We start from the raw sequence: 19,323 nt of genomic DNA, 5'->3' as shown, positions 1-19,323 counted from the left end.
AATTTATTTGTTTTATTCGTAGTGCTAATTATTCTTATTTGCACTATTAGTCACGAGATAATACAAATTTACAATTTATTTTCAACTCTAGATACAAAAAAAGCCTCATCATTGTGAGGCTTTTAACATGCAAAACTGATGATTTAATAAATAAAATCAGAATTTTAGATTGTGCTTACCATGAGAAACTTTTGCTTTTAGGTAGCTTTCATTACCATCTTTAATATGTGCAGAGGTATTGACAACCTCAACAATCTCGATGCCGTATTCTGCTAATTCACGAATTTTCTTAGGGTTGTTGGTCACAAGACGAATTTTACTCACACCTAATGCTTCGAGCATTTGCGCTGCTTCAGTGAAATCACGAAGGTCATCGTCAAAACCCAAATGGTTGTTTGCTTCATAGGTGTTCATACCTTGGCTTTGCAAACGGTACGCATCAATCTTGTTGTATAGACCAATACCACGACCTTCCTGACGTAGGTATAAAATAATACCGCCAGATTCGCCCATGCGTTGAATGGTTTCTTCTAATTGCTCGCCGCAATCACAGCGGGATGAGTGAAAAACATCACCAGTAAGACATTCTGAATGCATACGCACCAAAGGCGTTTCTTGCGTTTGATCCGCTTGCCTAAAGATAACTGCCACATGCTCTTTATCTGTCTTCAGGCCACGAAAAGACAGGATTTCAGCATCGATATTACTTTTAGCCCCGACTTTAAAATCTACTCTGGCACGTACTTCCGCCATATCTATACTCACTCGATTTATTGCTTGATGCGCTTGATGCGTTTTCGTTATTGCATTCATGGGATTCACTCATTGCTCTTCAACTATGGGGATTGATACCGCATTTTTCAATATAGAGATCACAATTGAGAGCAGTTATCCCCTAAAGACAGCCAAAGAGAACAACTCCCCGCGCCGACGAATTGTTATAGTATAACAATTTTGAAAAACTACAATAAAAAACCCCAGACAAATTTTGTCTGGGGTTGATAATGAGTTGCATGTAGGGGTGATGATTTAATGTGTTTGGCTACGTTTCCAAACCGTAAGCTCTATCCATACCGCTTCGAGTTCTTGAATTTCTTCTTCGGTTAATACGGCAAGAGACGATGTAACTTGAGGCAGTTTCGAGGTTTGCAATGCACGAATCTGCGAATAAAAGTCTTTTTTTAACTGTAATATAACTGAATCCACTGCGTGCACCTACTTAGTTCTTTTATTACTTCTCCAGCTCAAATCGTTGATTTTCTTTATACTGGAATCTTCATAAATTCGGAAAAATGATAACATTCTGTTTGTTATCTGCACGATTTATTTCCCATAGTGGAATAGTGGTCACATTATTGACGCTTTATCATTTTGATCGAAAATAGGATAAAAAAGATCAAAAGTAATAGAGGAAAGATCCACAACGCTGCTGTCGAATAATTAAATGGTGGCTGATACAAAACGATATTCCCATATCTCTGAACCAAATAATCTTTTACCTCTTGATCCGTACTTCCTTCGTTTACCATCGAGTACACTTTCAATCTTAAATCTTTAGCGGCTTGTGCATTAGATTCAACAAGGTTTTGGTTTTGACATTGTGGGCATCGTAAAGCCTTAGCTAATGCATTTGCTCTTTGTTGCAGTTCAACGGAATGAAATTCAAACAGATCAACATGCTGCGTAATTTGCTCTGCTTTGACCCAAGAAGAACACAAAGAAAACAAAACAATAATGAAGTAAGCATATTTAAAGTGAGACATTAAAATACCCCGAAAATAACGAGTTCCATTTGTCTATTGTTAACTTACCTCTATATTTGATCAAAACATTGCCATTTTGATCAATTAAGTAAGTTTCCGGCGTTCCTATTACACCAAGTTCAACCGCCAGTTGCCCATTAGGATCGGATATAACTTCGGTATATGGATTGTGTGAAGAGCTCAAATAGCGTTTAGCCGCGCTTTCTTTATCTCGATAGTTAAGACCAACGATGGGCACACCTTGTCGAGCTAAGTTGAGCAAATCATCATGTTCTTGTTTACAAACCCCGCACCAAGACGCCCAAACATTCAATAGCACATAACCTTGATTTTCTAGTACTGCATCGGTGATTCGATTGCCTGAAATGAGTGAGTAAGCGGTAAAATCTGGGATAGATAACATACGATTTTGTTGTATTTCTACGTTTGGTCTATCGGATAATGCCATTGTCGCGGTGACAAAAAAAATCGCAACTAGCAATATGAGAACGATCAGTTTAAGCGTATTTTTCGATCTCATTACCTTTTCCCCTTAGATTCATCATACTCCCCAAAGCACTTATTACGATTAAAGCGCCACCAAACCATATCCACCATATGCCCGCGCGATATTGCACTTTAATTGCGTAGGCGCTGTTGTCGAGCTTGTCACCCAAAGTGATGTAGTAGTCTCCATGCCATAGTGATCGAATAGCGGGCTCGGTCATATTCATCACGCGTACAGGGTAATGCCGTTTCTCGGGTTGAAAGTTCAACGCCTTACCGCTCTCCAAATAAAGATCAACACTTCCCTGTTCTGCGGTGTAGTTCGGCCCAACTAACCATTCAATTCCATGATAATCAACGGTGATACCCGCTTTTTGATACGAGCTACCAGGCTCTACCCGTAAGTTGTATTCATACGAATAGTCACTATTAAATACTGCCCCGCTTGCACCCAACGCAAAGCCAACATGAGCAAGAAACATAGGCATTAATTTGCTCTTGTTTTCTGCACAAAACAGCAATAGCACATGAGAAACCACTACCCACGTCGCTAATACCAGAGTAATCAAAGTCGTTATATGAAGCTCTTTAGTAGCAAAAACGAAAATAGCGCTAACCGCAATAACATGAATACCGACAAACCCAATGGTTTTAACGGCATGAGGACTGGCTCCTTTCGTCCACTTCAACACGGGCATAAAGGCGAGAAAGGTCAGAGCAAGTAATGTAAGGGGAAAAACGAGGCTTTTAAAGTAAGGTGCCCCAACGGATATATTACCCAAGCCAAGCAGTTGATAAAGCATTGGGTAAAAGGTACCGAGGAAAACAATCGCCATACAAACAACGAGAAGTCCAATAGCGATGTATACCATGTAAGCACGACTTATTAACGAATCGAGCGTAAAACGAGGAATATGTAGCCCTCGCATAATGAGCACACCAAAGGTAACAATCACCAAAACGCTAAGAACAGCAAGAAGTACTACACCTTTGGTTGGATCAACCGCAAACGCGTGTACTGAGGTTAATACACCCGATCTCACCACAAATGTGCCGAGAATACTCAAACTGAACGTCGCAAAAGCCAATGCGTAGGTGCTCCAAATTGCTCCTTTATTACGCTTCGACAACACACCGCTATGCAGTAGTGCGGTACCCATTAACCAAGGCAGCAAAGACGCGTTTTCTACCGGGTCCCAAAACCACCACCCGCCCCAACCTAATTCATTGTATGCCCACCAAGAACCGATCAAAATTCCAATTGTTAGCGTACCCCAAGCAAAGAAAGCGGCACTACGGGCAACACCATACCATTCATTTATAGGTCGTTTCGCTAATAACGCAGCTAAGGCGAACGCCAGTATCGCGGCATAACCAACGTAACCCAAATACAACAGCGGTGGATGAATAATAAGCCCGATATCTTGCAACATCGGATTGAGATCTCGTCCCTCCAACGCTAGCGTCTGAGCATACTCAAAAGGATTAGACGTGGTGAGGGTAAACCAAGCGAAAATAGCAATAAGTAAGTTCATGATACCCAAGCCATCGCCTGTATATTGAGTGCAAACTGGCGACTTGATAGCAATAAAAGACGCCCATAAGCTCAACGTAACGACCCAAAACAACATAGACCCTTGATGGCCGCCCCAAGCAGCTGCAATCTTAAACGCGATAGGTAACTGGCTATTCGAGTGTGTAACCACATACTCAAGCGCAAAATTATCCTGAATAAAACAGACTATCAAAAGCGCCAAACAAACTAAGGAGGCTAAGCTGATAATATGAGACGTTGCGGTTTGGTGTGGCAACACTCCCTTCTTCCGCAGCGTAAAGCAAACCCAATGCAGCAGCGTCGCACATGTCGATGCGACAGCCACCAATATCAACAAAAAGAAACCGAGCTCAGCCTCCATTTTGCCTCCTTACACGATGGTCATTTGACCAGCATAGAGAATGAAAGTACGCAGCATGAGTACGCCAACCAAACTCAACGTTGTGACCGCAAAAACGTAACTTCCCCTATGACGAACTTCAGAAGGCGTCAACCAATTAAGAGTCAAAGGCGTTATCATGCCGATGAGCACCACCCCAACCCAGAACCACTGAGCCCAGAACCCACTCGAAATGGCATTCCAAGCCGCGGCTTCATTTTGCCCGCCACTAAAGATAAGCCCAGTAAAGAATGTCACTAAGACAAACAGCTCAAACAATACCACTGGGCGTTCAAATCCGTGCACCCAAGACACACTAGGGCTGCTGGTCGACTCTTTAAACACCAAGATGCCGAACATCAAACATGCTGCTGCGCCAGATGACAAACTAGAGAATAGGAATAAGATTGGCAGAACTGGATTGTTTAGCATTGGGTAAGTCTTCAATGCAGACAATAAGAAGCCGGTGTATGCCGCAAGCACGATCGCTAAAAAGCCCAAGAACAACTCAATCGCGTTGTTGGCTTTCCCTGCTTTAATCAAGATGCCATCGGCAAAATCCAACAGTTTGCTCGGTAACTTCCCTTCACAAAAGCTGATGATTTGATGACGGAAGATAACGCCGATCCAAACAAACAGCACTAGCATGTACACTTGGAACAAGACAACGCCCATCGACATCACGGAAGTCGGGTTGTAGTAAATCATGATCTTCCAAAACTCAAGCGGTTTAGTTAAGTGGAAAATCAAAATCACTAAGCCAGAAATAATGCCAAATGGCGCTAGCCAAGCCATTGCTTTTATAATGCCATTGTTTGCGGGATCACCTTCAATCACTTTGCGTTTTAAATAGATAGAAATCATCACCGCACCTGCTGACATCCCAGCAAGGAATAAGTAAATCGCAATAATCCAATCCCAGACTAACGAGTCAAAGTGGAATGCACTTTCGAAGCCGTTCATGATGACACCTCCCCTTTACTATGCGGAATTTTGTACAGTTTAGGCTGCGTACCTAAATGCGATTTATCGCGATAGACAACATGGCTTTCGATAGCTTTGCTCACCTCGCTAGCTGGGTCATTTAAATCACCAAAGATGAGTGCTTTTGTTGGGCAAGATTCCACGCAAGCTGGCTGCTTACCTTGCGCCAGGTTGGTATCGCGGCAGAAGTTGCATTTATCCGCAGAGTGATCGACTGGATTAAAGAAGCGCACTTGGTAAGGACAAGCAGCAAGGCAATAACCACATCCGACACATTTCTCTTTGTGTACATCCACAATGCCCGTCGCTTCATCTTTGTATGCTGCGCCTGTTGGGCACACATAGACACATGGTGGATTATCACAGTGCTGACAGGATTCGCGAGTAAACTGGTATTCCACATCTGGGAATTCGCCAATCGGTTCACTGCGATGAATTTTAAGTCGCGTCACGCCTTCAGGGACTTTATTTACTTCGCGACAAGCATCGGTACAAGCGGTACAGCCAATGCAGGCATTTTCATCATGAACCATACCCATGCGCTTCGCTTGTTCACTGTTGCTGGCATAAAGAGAGGAGCTAACAACGGAAGTGCCCGCAACGCCTGTAGTTAAAATCAACGCACCGCTGCTAGCTAAAAAGTTTCTTCTCGAACATTTCATGCTATCTCTCCTCTTCTTTAGCAAGTTCAGGTTCGACGGCAAATTCAGAGTGACAATCCACACACTGCTTAATCAGCTGTTTTCTGTCATAAGACAAAGCTTTGGTTTTTGCGGCATGAACATCATGACAGTTTGAACAAGTGAGATTCTTGGCGTGCACATCGTGCGTCCAATGCTTTTCTCTTAACTTAAGTGGCGCGTGACAATCCACACACTGGCTATTAGCTTTGAGAATCAAGCTTGGGTCAAGGGACACTTTGTCGTGCACCGCTTTCGATTGCGCAGCAGAAAACTTAATCACATCGGGTGCACCTTCACGGTGATCAGGGCCGATGTTGCTGTGACAGTTAGTGCAATTGAGCTGCTTACCTTGACTCAATAACGCTTGCGAATCATGCGATAGATTCAGAGTATCTTTAGCATCCTTATGACATTGAAGACATTTATAGTCTCGGTCACGGATCAACTCGACTTGATGACGCTCAGCTTGAGCACCTTCAACTGGCTCTGAAGAAGTCGCATGGGCGGCGGTGAAAAAACCATAGATGGCAAAGATGAAGAGAAATTTCAGCATTGTCTCTATGGTCAATTTTATATTGCCCATATTTTTCTTTCCTTAGCTCGATAATAATTGATAACTCTTATCAACTATTATTTGAGCAACAATTAATTTCCTCTGAAGATATTTTTACACCTTCAAATGACATCAATTCTTATTTTGGAAAGCCACAACGCTAAACCTGTATTTATAATACCTCTATAATTCCTAAGAGGTAGAATCACATGTTCAAAAAGCGACCTTAATCACCTTATTTTTAGAATGGTTATACCCATAACACGCTGTGATTAAAGGGGATTACAACATACCACTTTGGGGGTATATGAACTTAAACATGATTAAGATCACTAGCATAAATTGATCTAAAACAAGGCCAATTTCGGTCACTATTTCATCTATTCAATTCACTATTAATATTAACGATAGATCTCCGATTCTTATTTGGAATAGCTCCTCACAACGCTGCTAATAAAAACGAATATGGAGATAACACCGTGAGCATAAAACACTGGATGAGCGCACCTATCGCGGTTGCGACCTTATTCGCCAGCCAATTATTTTTGGTTGGTGCTCCTTTGGCGGCAGAGGATACTGGTCTCATAGAGCCTCGCAATGATACCTTTGAACAAAACCATCCTGACCAATATCACTCTTGGAAAGCCACATCGGAAAGCGAGCATATTGAAGATGCCTTAAGTGAAGACCCAAACATGGTGATCTTGTGGGCTGGTTATGGTTTTGCTAAAGACTACAACAAAGCGCGCGGTCACTTTTACGCGCTTGATGATGTGAGGCAAACCCTCAGAACTGGCGCACCAGCAGACGAAAACTCCGGGCCAATGCCGATGGCTTGTTGGAGTTGTAAAAGCCCAGATGTCGCCCGCGTAATTGAAGAGCGCGGTGAAGACGGCTATTTTGAAGGTAAATGGGCGCGCTTGGGCTCAGAAATCGTCAACCCTATCGGTTGTTCCGACTGTCACAGTACGGGTTCTGAAGCCTTCAAGAAAGGCGAACCCGCACTGGCACTGACTCGCCCATACGTCGAGCGTGCTTTTGACACCATCGGCAAAAATTTTGACCAACAATCTCGCTTAGATAAACAAGCGTCAGTCTGCGCTCAATGTCATGTCGAGTACTACTTCACAGGTCCGACTAAAGCAGTCAAATTCCCATGGGACATGGGGACCAACGTCGCTGATATGGAGAAATACTACGACGCGTTGAACTTTAAAGATTGGACGCACGCCGTTTCTAAAGCACCAATGCTTAAGGCGCAACACCCAGGTTTCGAAACTTGGAGAGCGGGTATTCATGGCAAAAACAAAGTGGTGTGTGTGGACTGTCACATGCCTAAAGTAACCAAAGAAGACGGTACGGTATACACTGACCACAAAGTGGGTAACCCGTTTGATCGTTTTGAAGACACCTGTGCGCAATGCCATACTCAAACCAAAGAGCAGCTACAAGGCATCGTTTCGACTCGCAAAGCGCAAGTACTAAACATGAAGCTAACCGCCGAGAAGCAAATTGTGGCAGCGCACTTTGAAGCTGGTGCAGCATGGGAAGCAGGGGCAACAGAAGAAGAGATGCAACCTATCCTACAAGATATTCGCCATGCACAATGGCGTTGGGACTACGCGATTGCTTCTCACGGTGTTCACATGCATGCTCCTGAGGTAGCACTTGAAGTACTCGGTACCGCAGTTGATCGCGCTGCTGACGCTCGTACTAAGTTAGTTCGTTTACTGGCAACAAAAGGTATTACTGACCCAGTTCAAATTCCAGATATCTCGACCAAAGCAAAAGCGCAACAAGCACTAGGTATGGATATGGAAAAGATGAACGCAGACAAGAAACACTTCCTAGAAACGGTGGCACCAGAATGGGATAAAGCAGCTGCTGAGCGCGAAGCAACGTACTGATCAGTATCGATTACACTAGGTTAAATGGATAAAACGAAGGGCGCACGTTGCGCCCTTTTTGTTTGATAGAAGGCAGAGGAAAACAGATTAGCGACGAGGAAGTCTCGGCCTAGGCTGAATATGTGGACGTGTTTTAGGCATCTGCACATTTGGGCGTGTAACTGGGCGCTGGATCTTCGTTTCCGGCAATGCTTTTCTTTGTTGAACCTTTTCTTTCACCGCTTTATCTTGTAAAGCCATAGGCTCGATGCGCTTGGGGCGGTTCTCCCACTTGGTTTGAATCTCCTGCTTTTGCTCGTCAGGCAGCGATTGCCAATGATCGTCAAGCTGTCGCTTCATGTTATCGATATTGGCGGACATATCATCGTCTTTCCAATCTTCGACTTTGTCTTTGATGGATTGCTGTTGCTCTTCATCCAAGCCATTCCACCATTCTTCTAGTTTCTCTTTGTATTCATCGTCGTTGTCGCAACAACCCGGATAGTAGTAAATCCAGTAGTCGTCATGATCGTACCACCAAGGGTCGTAATAACCGGAAGAGTAATAAACCGCAGATGAGGTGCCAGAATGTTCGGAAGAGCTACAACCCACTAACACGGAGCCGCACAGCACCACCAATATTCCGAACGCTTTATTCTTCATTCGTCCCCCCACCTTTCTTCTACTTATTAGAGTCTACTCCTACAACAGCTCTTTCGCTTTATTGATCGAGTTAATAATTTGTACTCGATCCAAGCTTGGATCGTTCGAGTCGAGCAATAGCACCCAAGTATCAATGGCTTCCTGAAAGCGGAATGACAAAAAATGATCATTGGCAATCAAAGACAAAGCCGCTTCATTGTGCGGTTCTATCTGCAAAGCTTGTTCTAGAAGCAAACTGACTTCTTGCGTCATTGATTGCTGGTGAATGTAGTATAAGGTCGTCGCTTTCGCAGCAAGTTGCGTGGCACCGACTGGCTCAGTCAGTTGGATGGCGTAATCAAAACAAATCAGCGCGCCATCCAGTTCTCCCTCTAGCAGGTAGCCCTGCCCTAACTGAAACCACAATTCTGCATTGTTTGGATCTTCACGCAATTGGTCTTGAATTTCCTGCATGATATCGCGAGCAGTCATCATTCGAGAGACTTCAGCTTGAATAGGTTGTGGAGGAGATTGACGCAACAATAAGAAGCTAGCGCTGGTTAACACTAATACCAAAGCACAAAAACCGAACCATTGTGCCGCTCTTACTCTTGAAGCGCTGAGCGATAATACGACGACGAATAATCCCATCAAAGTGATGGCAATGAAAAACCAAACGGACATAACGCGCTCCCTAGACAAACTGAGTATTAGTGTACTGGTTTAATGCTTGTATTGCGTTGATACAGGTACAAAAAAGCCGAGCAACTGAGGCTCGGCTTTTTACATTAGAATAGTAACGAAAGATTACTCTTCGTTACCTTCCTCTGCATCATCAGCGGCTGGCGCTTCTGGAGTATCTTGCTGCGTATTTTCGTCTGTTGACTCTAACGCTTCTGCTTCTTCACCAGCAGGCAGCTCTTCGTCATCAACTTCTTCAATACGTTGCAAACCAACAACAGATTCGTCTTCCGCAGTACGGATAAGCGTTACACCTTGCGTGTTACGACCAACCTGGCTAACTTCACCCACACGAGTACGTACTAGTGTACCAGCGTCGGTGATCATCATCATTTCATCACCTTCAACAACCTGGATAGCACCAACTACCGGGCCGTTTCGCTCAGAAACTTTGATAGAAACGACACCTTGAGTGCCTCGACCTTTTGTCGGGTACTCGCTCAGCGCTGTACGTTTACCATAACCGTTTTCTGTAACCGTTAGGATGTCGCCTTCGTGCGAAGGAACGATAAGTGATACAACTTGGTCATTTTCAGCCAGTTTCATACCACGAACACCAGAGGCAGTACGACCCATAGGACGAACACCTTTAAACTTGATCTCTGGCTGACCATTCTCATCAAGAACTGGCTTACCATTTTCGTCAAGTACTGGAATTTCTTCTGCTTCTTTAAAGCGAACCACTTTACCCGCTTTAGAGAACAGCATGATTTCGTTTTCGCCGTTAGTGATATCCACACCGATTAACGAATCGTCTTCACGTAGGTTTACCGCAATCAGGCCATTTGAACGAACATTTGCAAATTGGTTCAACGGCGTTTTCTTAACCGTACCGTCACCTGTTGCCATGAAGATGAATTTGTCTTCAGAGAATTCATCAACACGCAGAATCGCGGTAATGCGCTCACCTTCTTCTAGTGGAAGGATGTTCACAATTGGCTTACCACGAGCAGTGCGGCTCGCTAGAGGCAATTGGTAAACTTTCAGACGGTATGTTTTACCGCGAGTAGAGAAACACAAGATGTTATCGTGGGTATTCGCCACTAGAAGACGCTCGATATGGTCTTCATCTTTCATCTTGGTTGCACTCTTACCTTTACCACCACGGCGCTGTGACTCGTAGTCGCTCAGTACTTGGTACTTAACGTAACCACCGTGCGATAGAGTAACCACAACGTCTTCACGTGCGATCAGCTCTTCCATGTCGATATCATGGCTCGCAGCTGTGATTTCTGTACGACGAGCATCACCAAAACCATCACGAACCGCTTCAAGTTCTTCGCGGATCACTTCCATCAAACGCTCAGTGCTCGCAAGGATATGCATGAGTTCAGCGATTTCTTCTAGAAGTGTTTTGTATTCGCCAAGAATCTTCTCGTGTTCTAGACCTGTTAGTTTATGTAAACGTAGATCTAGGATAGCTTGTGCTTGTTGCTCAGTCAGGAAGTACTGACCATCACGAATACCGTATTCAGGCTCTAGCCATTCAGGGCGCGCAGCATCTGTACCAGCACGCTCTAGCATTGCTGAAACGTTGCCTAAATCCCAACCACGAGCGATAAGGCCCGCTTTTGCTTCAGCCGGTGTTGGCGCCTTACGGATAAGCTCAATGATTTCATCAATGTTGGCAAGCGCTAGCGCTAAACCTTCAAGGATGTGGGCACGTTCACGCGCTTTACGTAGTTCGAAAATAGTACGACGAGTCACAACTTCACGACGGTGATCAACGAAGCACTTCAACATATCTTTCAGGTTGAATAGCTGTGGTTGGCCATTGTTTAGGGCCACCATGTTGATACCGAAAGTGGTTTGCAACTGAGTCTGAGCGTATAGGTTGTTTAGAACCACTTCGCCCACTGCGTCGCGCTTACATTCAATAACAATACGCATACCGTCTTTATCTGACTCGTCGCGTAGTGCACTGATGCCTTCAACTTTCTTATCTTTAACTAGCTCAGCGATCTTTTCGATCAAGCGAGCTTTGTTTACCTGGTACGGGATCTCAGTGACGATGATGGTTTCTTTACCATTCTTCTCCACTTCGATGTCCGCTTTCGAACGCATGTAGATTTTACCGCGACCTGTTTTGTACGCGTCTACAATGCCTTTACGACCACTGATCAGCGCCGCCGTTGGGAAATCAGGACCAGGAATGTAATCCATTAGTTCATCAATAGTGATTTCTTCATTATTGATGTATGCAAGACAGCCATCGATCACTTCGCCAAGGTTATGAGGCGGGATGTTGGTTGCCATACCTACTGCGATACCAGAAGCACCGTTAACCAATAGGTTTGGAATTTTAGTTGGAAGAACCGCTGGGATCTGCTCAGTACCGTCGTAGTTTGGTACGTAGTCTACGGTCTCTTTGTCTAGGTCAGCCAATAGTTCATGGGCAATTTTTGCCATTCGAACTTCGGTGTAACGCATTGCCGCAGCAGAGTCGCCATCGATAGAGCCAAAGTTACCTTGACCATCGACCAGCATGTAACGAAGCGAGAACGGTTGAGCCATACGTACGATTGTGTCGTACACAGCACTATCACCGTGTGGGTGATATTTACCGATTACGTCGCCGACAACACGGGCTGATTTTTTATATGGTTTGTTCCAATCGTTGCCTAGTACGTTCATCGCGAATAAAACGCGGCGGTGTACTGGTTTTAGGCCATCACGCACATCTGGAAGAGCACGACCCACGATGACTGACATCGCATAGTCTAGATATGAACCTCTAAGCTCATCTTCAATGTTTACGGGCGTGATCTCTTTAGCTAAATCGCTCATAGAGCCATTATCCCTCTATTATCTGATCGTAATTACGATACGTGTAAGGTGCAAAAATATAACACACAATTCATCACTTCGGCATCACTTTCCCTCTCCTTTTATCAGGTTGTGAGCTTGGTTATGAATCAAATGTCGAGAATTTGCACACTCATCCCATATCTTTCTGATTAGTGGTTATATTTCGGTCAACATTGAGCAAAATCGGACTCTGTACGTATAAAACCGAGGTGAAATCGTTAATCCCAATATATCCACACAACGTCAAAAATGCAGGTTTTAGAGTATTGTCACTGGCACTAGTTCAAGGGTGAACCGAAAATAATGCAAGCGTTTTCAAAGTTACAGAAACCTGTTGTTGCCGCGCCAGTGAGCTCTGTCATGTCTCTTCACTAAGCACATCGAGGTTGTTTGGTTATAAAACGTTGGAGTATACTGACGCCCTCTAAAGGACTCAGATTGAATGCAATAAAACCAATTATGACTAAAGCACAAAACGTCGACCCAAGTGAAATTAAGAAATTCGAGGACATGGCTTCTCGATGGTGGGATTTAGAAGGCGAGTTTAAGCCGCTTCATCAAATTAACCCACTTCGTTTGAACTATGTACTTGAAAAAGCAAATGGCTTGTTTGGCAAGCGTGCACTTGATGTCGGCTGTGGTGGTGGCATTCTTGCTGAAAGCATGGCGAAAGAAGGCGCTATTGTTACTGGACTTGATATGGGCAAAGAACCTTTAGAAGTCGCACGACTACATGCATTAGAAACCGGTACTCAACTGACCTACATTCAGAGCACAATAGAAGACCACGCTATAGAAAACGCAGGGACTTACGATGTCGTGACTTGTATGGAGATGCTTGAACACGTTCCAGATCCTCTCTCCGTTATCCGCTCTTGTGCTGCGCTAGTAAAACCTGGTGGTCACGTGTTTTTCTCAACCTTGAACCGAAACATCAAGTCATACTTGTTTGCTATTGTCGGTGCAGAGAAGCTTCTTAAGATTGTTCCTGAGGGGACTCACGAGCACGAGAAGTTTATCAAGCCTGCCGAAATGATGAAGATGATAGACCAAACAGACCTGACGGAAATGGGCATTACGGGGCTTCATTACAACCCTCTAAATGACAGCTACAAACTCGGTCGTAATGTAGATGTAAACTACATCGTTCATACTAAAAAATACTGAACGCTATTAAGTTAAAAAATGTGTTTTGTGATTGACATTTTTTGTAGAAAATGAATCGAAAGCGGTAGCACAAAGTTGCCGCTTTTTTTGTCTTTTTATGCCTAAAATTCGTGCTCTAGATTCCATTTTAACCAACCTATTTTTCGTAGATAAAAACGGCCAAAGATCAAGGAAAATATTTTTGCATGCGGTTATTTCTAAACCGATCTCAAAACCGTGCTTTTAACCATTCAAGTCTGCCCTTTTCTCATCGGTTAGTGTTCACTTACTGATTTTTTTCATTTTGTCAGTTATCCACAAGTCATCCCCGATCTGTACCTTGATAAATCAGTGTAATAGCACTATCTTGTAACCCGCAAACAAATGAACCCCTATATGTTGTGTTTAAGCGACAATATATAGATAGACTTTGATCACAAAGCCGCCGCAAGCTTTACTCATATTGCACATAAACAAACAAAAATACGGCTTTTATCAGTTTTCTTAGGGAAATAAAGCAGAATGAACCAACAACTTACCGTCACCAAGCGTGATGGCCGTAAAGAAAGTATCGATCTGGATAAAATCCACCGCGTTATCACTTGGGCTGCAGAAGGTCTAGATAATGTTTCGGTTTCTCAAGTAGAACTTCGCGCTCACATCCAGTTTTACGACGGCATCACAACGACAGATATTCACGAGACAATCATCAAGTCTGCGGCAGACCTGATCTCTGAAGAGACTCCGGATTACCAATACCTAGCTGCTCGCCTAGCGGTATTCCATCTGCGTAAAAAAGCGTATGGCCAATACGAGCCACCAACGCTTCATGATCACGTGTCTCGCCTCGTCGATATGGGTAAGTACGATCAACATATTCTAGAAGACTACACAAAAGCAGAACTCGACGAACTTGATGCGTACATCGACCATAAACGCGACCTAAACTTCTCATACGCGGCAGTTAAGCAGCTAGAGGGCAAGTACTTCGTACAAAACCGTGTAACGGGCCAAATTTACGAAAGTGCTCAGTTCTTATATATCCTTGTAGCAGCGTGCCTATTTGCGAAATATCCAAAAGCAACGCGTCTTGATTACATCAAGCGTTTCTACGATGCGACATCGACATTTAAGATTTCTCTACCTACGCCAATTATGTCTGGCGTGCGTACCCCTACTCGCCAGTTCAGCTCATGTGTTCTGATTGAGTGTGGCGACAGTCTTGATTCTATCAACGCAACAGCAAGCTCGATTGTTCGTTACGTATCTCAGCGCGCTGGTATTGGTATCAACGCTGGTCGTATCCGTGCATTAGGTTCAGAGATTCGCGGTGGTGAAGCATTCCACACTGGCTGTATCCCGTTCTACAAATACTTCCAAACCGCAGTAAAATGTTGTTCGCAAGGTGGTGTTCGTGGTGGCGCAGCGACTGTATTCTACCCAATGTGGCACGGCGAAGCTCGCTCTCTAATGGTGCTTAAAAACAACCGTGGTGTTGAAGAGAACCGTGTTCGTCACATGGACTACGGTGTTCAGTTAAACAAACTGATGTACCAACGTTTAGTTGAGGGTGGCAACATCACACTATTCTCACCTTCAGACGTACCGGGTCTATACGACGCATTCTTCGAAAACCAAGAAGAGTTTGAGCGTCTATACGTGAAGTACGAGAACGATCCTTCAATCAAGAAAGAAACGGTTAAAGCGATTGAAATGTTCACTCTGCTAATGCAAGAGCGTGCATCAACAGGTCGTATCTACATTCAGAACGTGGACCACTGTAATACTCACAGCCCATTTGATTCTGAAGTAGCGCCAGTTCGTCAATCGAACCTATGTCTAGAAATCGCACTGCCAACGAAGCCATTAACTAACGTTGAAGATGACTCGGGCGAGATCGCACTATGTACGCTTTCTGCCTTCAACCTTGGTGCTATCAAGTCTCTAGATGATTTCGAAGAGCTATCTGATCTTGTTGTTCGTGCGCTAGATGCACTGCTTGATTATCAAGATTACCCTCTACCAGCGGCATACAAATCGACGATGAACCGTCGTACGCTAGGTGTTGGTGTGATCAACTTCGCTTATTACTTAGCGAAACATGGCGTGAAATACTCTGACGGTAGCGCAAATGGCCTGACTCACCGTACGTTCGAAGCAATGCAGTACTACCTACTAAAAGCATCGGTAGAACTGGCGAAAGAGCAAGGCAAGTGCCCTTCATTCGACGAAACGAACTACGCGAAAGGCTTACTGCCGATTGATACGTACAAGAAAGATATCGACCTAATTTGTGACGAAGCGCTGCACTACGACTGGGACAGCCTACGTAAAGAAATTATGGAGCACGGCCTACGTAACTCAACACTGACTGCGCTAATGCCTTCTGAGACCTCTTCTCAGATTTCAAACGCCACTAACGGTATTGAGCCACCACGTGGTTATGTTTCAGTAAAAGCTTCGAAAGACGGTATTCTGAAGCAAGTTGTACCTGAGTTCACTGAACTTAAAGACAACTATGAACTGCTTTGGAACATCGGTTCGAACGACGGTTACCTACATCTTGTGGGTATTATGCAGAAGTTTGTTGACCAAGCTATCTCTGCTAATACTAACTACGATCCGTCACGTTACGAGACTGGCAAGGTACCAATGAAGAAACTACTTCAAGACCTGCTAACAGCGTACAAGTTTGGTGTGAAAACGCTTTACTACCATAACACTCGTGATGGCGCAAAAGATGAACAGAAAGACGCTGTTCAACCACAAGATGACGATTGTGCTGGCGGCGGTTGTAAGATTTAATCTACCCGCACCTAACACTCCGTAAAGACAGACTATCGATAACCTCCCCTTATGGGAGGTTTAAAAGGAATTGAGGCATTATGGCTTACAGTACTTTTAACCAAAAAAAGAATGACCAATTGAAGGAACCAATGTTCCTAGGTCAATCAGTAAACGTTGCACGCTACGACCAACAAAAGTTTGAGATTTTCGAAAAGCTTATCGAGAAACAACTTTCTTTCTTCTGGCGTCCAGAAGAAGTAGACGTATCTAGCGACCGTATCGATTACAACAAACTGCCAGATCACGAGAAGCACATCTTCATCTCTAACTTGAAGTACCAAACGCTTCTAGACTCTATCCAAGGTCGTAGCCCTAACGTGGCACTGCTGCCGCTTGTGTCTCTGCCGGAACTAGAGACTTGGATTGAGACTTGGTCTTTCTCTGAAACGATTCACTCTCGTTCTTACACGCACATTATTCGTAACATCGTGAACGACCCTGCTGTGGTATTTGATGATATCGTTGAGAACGAGCACATCCTGAAGCGTGCAAAAGACATCGCGCACTACTACGACGATTTGATTCAAGCGACGAATGATTACCATCGCTACGGTGAAGGTGAGCATGTCCTTAACGGTGAAACAGTTAAGGTTAGTCTGTACGACCTTAAGAAGAAACTGTACATCTGTCTGATGTCTGTGAACGCTCTAGAAGCGATTCGTTTTTACGTAAGTTTCGCATGTTCTTTCGCTTTCGCAGAACGCGAACTAATGGAAGGTAACGCGAAAATCATCAAACTGATTGCACGTGATGAAGCGCTTCACCTGAACGGTACGCAACACATGATCAACCTGCTACGTAACGGTCAGGATGATTTCACTTTCATGCAAATCGCAGAAGAAGCAAAACAAGACTGTTTTGACCTATTCAAAGAAGCGGCTGAGCAAGAAAAAGAGTGGGCAGAGTATCTATTCAAAGATGGCTCTATGATCGGTCTAAACAAAGACATCCTAAGCCAATATGTTGAATACATCACCAACATCCGTATGCAAGCAGTAGGTCTACCTGCAGCTTATCCAGAAGCAACAACCAACCCAATCCCGTGGATTAACGCTTGGTTGTCTTCAGATAACGTTCAAGTTGCACCTCAAGAAGCGGAAATTTCTTCTTACCTTGTGGGTCAAATTGACAATGAAGTTCGCGCAGACGACTTCGAAGGATTCGAGCTGTAATGGCAACACTCAAAATCAACAAACTCATCAGTATTGAATCCAACCCTTCCAATACAATTTTGGAAACAATGGAGCAAGCTGGCTTATTACCAGAATACAACTGTCGTGATGGGCACTGTGGCGCTTGTCGCTGCAAGTTGGAATCTGGTGAAGTGGAGTATGTTGGTTTTGCCATGGCTTACACGCAAAGTGATGAGATATTACCTTGTATCTGTAAAGCAAAATCGGATTTGTCACTCAGTGGCGTTAACTATGCGATGAAAGAAAAGCAGCGCGCATAACGTGACTCGACGGTATAAAACGCAAAAGCCAAGGTGATTACCTTGGCTTTTTTGTATCTACGTGTTTTATCTCTCAGGCTGTTATAGGTCTCTGGTTATAAAGCACTACCTGGGAGATGCATCTCTTTAACTTTCTCTAAAAATGCATAATGTGCAAACATCGGTTTACGTTCTAGGTAACGACGCAACAAGTCTAGTGCTGCCGTGCTGATCACTTTAACTTGATCATTGCGCTGATACTTTTTCGAGAGTTTATATAACGCTCCCCACTCGCCTGAAGGTGTCGATAAAGCGACGGAAAAAACACCCTCTTCAATATCGCCAGTGACGAGTGATAAATCCGTCCCACACTTCTCTCGCGTCGCTCCTGCCAGAGCAAACGTTTCTGCTAATGGGTCTCCGCTGTTGCTCATCGCTTGAGTCTGGCTTGGTAGTACCCAACCATGTCCAAGTTGCCTTTCAGCGTTTTCATCACTATTTAACCAATAAGTTAAGTATCCACCACTGCTTTTTTCGGAAACCGACACGGTTAACTCTTTATCCACCAACAGCTGGCCGACATTTTCAACCATAGGTAAATCAATACTAACGGTATTGCTTTCAAGATGCTTATTGATCATCTGTACCAACTTCAAACGCTGTTCAAGCTGGTCAGAAGGGCCAAAGAGTTTCACTTCAATAAAAGGTAAGTAAGAGCGATAACCAAGCTCATACCCTTGAGGAAGTTTTAGCTGATCAAGCTTGTCCGAGATGCCGGATTCGGAAAGGCCAAACGTATAGATTCGACTACAACATGAACCTTGCACCTCTGGAAAAGCTCTTCTCAGATCAGGCAAAATTTGCGTCTCTGCCATAAGCTTAAATTCACTTGGCACACCCGGCGTAAAATAAAAAATGGCATCATTAATCAGCATCTTGAAACCACAGGCCGTGCCTATCGGGTTATCCAGAATCTCAGCCGTTTCTGGTAGCATGGCTTGTTTTAAATTACTGTCTGGCATTGGGATGCCACGTCGAGCATACAAACTTTCTAGATGCTGCAACCACTCTTTGAAAAGCACGAGTTTACACTCAGCAGCTCTCGCTGCGGCGGCCGCACTCATATCATCGGTCGTTGGCCCTAAACCACCATTCACGATCACCACGTCATTGTTGAAGCTCAACATTAAAAATTCTTCAACCAAGCTCGACAGGCTATCACCAACCGTTGAGCGCTTTGTTAAGCCAAATCCATGTTGATAAAACAGGCTAGATAACCATGCCGCATTAGTATCAACAATATCACCGTGGAGCACTTCCTCACCGGTACTAAGCATTGCTATTTTCACAACTGACTCCTGAACATAAGCACAATCCTATTATTCGTTATAGTGCTTATTTTTCTTTTTATTTGGACG

17 protein-coding genes are annotated in these 19,323 nt (G+C 44.1%); 5 read left to right on the top strand and 12 right to left on the bottom strand.

From position 1 onward, the window contains the following. Positions 1-156: 156 nt before the first annotated feature. The 8 genes from VEA_RS07935 to nrfB all read right to left on the bottom strand — a co-directional run bounded on the left by VEA_RS07935 (position 157) and on the right by nrfB (position 6,433). Positions 157-813, bottom strand: coding sequence for a GTP cyclohydrolase II (locus VEA_RS07935; protein WP_005394759.1), 657 nt, complete (start codon positions 811-813; stop codon positions 157-159). A 216-nt stretch (positions 814-1,029) separates the two neighbouring features. Then, the gene (locus VEA_RS07930) at positions 1,030-1,206 is read right to left on the bottom strand and encodes a hypothetical protein (RefSeq protein WP_005394761.1); all 177 of its coding nucleotides are present in this window, start codon (positions 1,204-1,206) and stop codon (positions 1,030-1,032) included. Between the two features lie 146 nt (positions 1,207-1,352). Next, entirely contained in the window at positions 1,353-1,763 is a 411-nt protein-coding gene (gene nrfF, locus VEA_RS07925; RefSeq protein WP_005394762.1) for a heme lyase NrfEFG subunit NrfF, read from the bottom strand. Continuing rightward, positions 1,750-2,283, bottom strand: coding sequence for a DsbE family thiol:disulfide interchange protein (locus VEA_RS07920; protein ID WP_041852916.1), 534 nt, complete (start codon positions 2,281-2,283; stop codon positions 1,750-1,752). Before VEA_RS07920 ends, nrfF begins: the two co-directional genes overlap by 14 nt. Beyond that, positions 2,261-4,165 (bottom strand): heme lyase CcmF/NrfE family subunit, encoded by a 1,905-nt coding sequence (locus tag VEA_RS07915; RefSeq protein ID WP_006743138.1) that lies wholly within the window; start codon positions 4,163-4,165, stop codon positions 2,261-2,263. Before VEA_RS07915 ends, VEA_RS07920 begins: the two co-directional genes overlap by 23 nt. 9 nt (positions 4,166-4,174) lie before the next feature. After that, positions 4,175-5,146 carry a cytochrome c nitrite reductase subunit NrfD gene (gene nrfD / locus VEA_RS07910; protein ID WP_006743139.1) on the bottom strand — a complete coding sequence of 324 codons (972 nt, stop codon included), beginning with the start codon at positions 5,144-5,146 and terminating at the stop codon, positions 4,175-4,177. Further along, positions 5,143-5,829, bottom strand: a complete 687-nt coding sequence (nrfC, locus tag VEA_RS07905) for a cytochrome c nitrite reductase Fe-S protein (RefSeq protein WP_012841634.1) — start codon at positions 5,827-5,829, stop codon at positions 5,143-5,145. Before nrfC ends, nrfD begins: the two co-directional genes overlap by 4 nt. A gap of 1 nt (position 5,830) precedes the next feature. Continuing rightward, positions 5,831-6,433: a cytochrome c nitrite reductase pentaheme subunit gene (nrfB, locus tag VEA_RS07900; RefSeq protein WP_012841633.1), complete on the bottom strand. Its 603-nt coding sequence runs from the start codon at positions 6,431-6,433 to the stop codon at positions 5,831-5,833. A gap of 467 nt (positions 6,434-6,900) precedes the next feature. On the opposite strand from nrfB, the gene nrfA reads away from it, so the two are divergent. Further along, on the top strand, positions 6,901-8,310 hold the full coding sequence (gene nrfA, locus VEA_RS07895) for an ammonia-forming nitrite reductase cytochrome c552 subunit (RefSeq protein ID WP_006743141.1): 1,410 nt from the start codon (positions 6,901-6,903) through the stop codon (positions 8,308-8,310). Between the two features lie 87 nt (positions 8,311-8,397). Here the strand turns inward: nrfA and VEA_RS07890 are convergent, their stop codons facing one another. The 3 genes from VEA_RS07890 to gyrA all read right to left on the bottom strand — a co-directional run bounded on the left by VEA_RS07890 (position 8,398) and on the right by gyrA (position 12,459). Next, complete coding sequence (locus VEA_RS07890) at positions 8,398-8,952, bottom strand: hypothetical protein (protein ID WP_012841631.1); 555 nt, start codon at positions 8,950-8,952, stop codon at positions 8,398-8,400. 39 nt (positions 8,953-8,991) lie between these two features. Continuing rightward, a complete protein-coding gene (locus tag VEA_RS07885) occupies positions 8,992-9,615 on the bottom strand; it encodes a TPR domain-containing protein (protein ID WP_006743142.1) in 624 nt (207 codons plus the stop codon). A gap of 123 nt (positions 9,616-9,738) precedes the next feature. Further along, complete coding sequence (gene gyrA / locus VEA_RS07880) at positions 9,739-12,459, bottom strand: DNA topoisomerase (ATP-hydrolyzing) subunit A (RefSeq protein WP_012841630.1); 2,721 nt, start codon at positions 12,457-12,459, stop codon at positions 9,739-9,741. Between the two features lie 480 nt (positions 12,460-12,939). On the opposite strand from gyrA, the gene ubiG reads away from it, so the two are divergent. From ubiG to yfaE, 4 genes are all read left to right on the top strand, one after another. Next, positions 12,940-13,647: a bifunctional 2-polyprenyl-6-hydroxyphenol methylase/3-demethylubiquinol 3-O-methyltransferase UbiG gene (gene ubiG / locus VEA_RS07875; RefSeq protein WP_031780424.1), complete on the top strand. Its 708-nt coding sequence runs from the start codon at positions 12,940-12,942 to the stop codon at positions 13,645-13,647. Positions 13,648-14,148: 501 nt separating this feature from the next. Further along, positions 14,149-16,431: a class 1a ribonucleoside-diphosphate reductase subunit alpha gene (gene nrdA / locus VEA_RS07870; protein WP_006743144.1), complete on the top strand. Its 2,283-nt coding sequence runs from the start codon at positions 14,149-14,151 to the stop codon at positions 16,429-16,431. 80 nt (positions 16,432-16,511) lie between these two features. Further along, on the top strand, positions 16,512-17,645 hold the full coding sequence (gene nrdB / locus VEA_RS07865; RefSeq protein WP_005376818.1) for a class Ia ribonucleoside-diphosphate reductase subunit beta: 1,134 nt from the start codon (positions 16,512-16,514) through the stop codon (positions 17,643-17,645). Beyond that, on the top strand, positions 17,645-17,926 hold the full coding sequence (yfaE, locus tag VEA_RS07860; RefSeq protein WP_005376817.1) for a class I ribonucleotide reductase maintenance protein YfaE: 282 nt from the start codon (positions 17,645-17,647) through the stop codon (positions 17,924-17,926). Before nrdB ends, yfaE begins: the two co-directional genes overlap by 1 nt. Positions 17,927-18,021: 95 nt before the next feature. Here the strand turns inward: yfaE and VEA_RS07855 are convergent, their stop codons facing one another. Then, positions 18,022-19,254, bottom strand: a complete 1,233-nt coding sequence (locus VEA_RS07855; protein WP_005394791.1) for a CinA family nicotinamide mononucleotide deamidase-related protein — start codon at positions 19,252-19,254, stop codon at positions 18,022-18,024. Between the last annotated feature and the right edge of the window lie 69 nt (positions 19,255-19,323).

This window comes from Vibrio antiquarius (assembly GCF_000024825.1).
GTDB classification, from domain to species: Bacteria; Pseudomonadota; Gammaproteobacteria; order Enterobacterales; family Vibrionaceae; genus Vibrio; species Vibrio diabolicus.
The sequence above is the reverse complement of the archived record's forward strand: the minus strand, read 5'-3'. Positions and strand labels throughout refer to the sequence as shown.